Source organism: Halomonas campaniensis, from assembly GCF_002211105.1.
GTDB classification, from domain to species: Bacteria; Pseudomonadota; Gammaproteobacteria; order Pseudomonadales; family Halomonadaceae; genus Vreelandella; species Vreelandella campaniensis_A.
The window spans coordinates 1-640 of sequence record NZ_JPUA01000047.1 but is presented as its reverse complement, the minus strand read 5'-3'; the positions used below and the strand labels follow the sequence as shown (position 1 = coordinate 640).

Annotated in this window: 1 protein-coding gene; it reads left to right on the top strand. The window is 60.2% G+C overall.

What is annotated here, in order from left to right:
- On the top strand, positions 1-640 hold a 640-nt coding region (locus JI62_RS22695), incomplete at both ends, for an Ig-like domain-containing protein (RefSeq protein ID WP_170938609.1).

The following is a 640-nucleotide window of genomic DNA, read 5'->3' as shown; positions in this document are numbered from 1 at the left end:
GAGTGCGCCCAATTTTGAAGCCCCGGCGGATAGCAACAGTGACAACACCTACACGGTGGAAGTGACTGCCAGTGACGGCCAAGGCGGCAGCGCACCGCTAACGCTGGAAGTGACCGTCACCGACGTCAATGAGGCGCCGATGCTGACGGGCGCGACCAAGGTCAGCGTGGCCGAAAATACCGCCGGTACGCTCTATACCGCGACGGCCAGTGATCCAGAAAACGATGCCTTGACCTATACGCTGAGTGGTACCGACGCGGCGTTGTTTAATCTCGATGCCAACAGCGGCGCGCTAAGCTTCAAGAGCGCACCGGACTTTGAAGCCCCTGCCGATGCAGGCGGTAACAATGTGTATGACGTCATCCTGACCGCCAGCGATGGAAGCTTGAGCAGCGCCCCCCAGGCGCTGTCGATTACCGTGACGGATGTTAACGAAGCCCCCGTCTTCTCCACTGCCAACAAAGTCAGTGTCACGGAAAACACCATCGCGGTAACGACGCTGGTAGCCACGGACGCTGACGGCGATCTGCTCACCTACAGCCTTACCGGTGGCGCCGACCAGGCCCTGTTCACCCTGGATGCCAACAGCGGTGCGCTGAGCTTTAAGAGTGCGCCCAATTTTGAAGCCCCGGCGGATAGC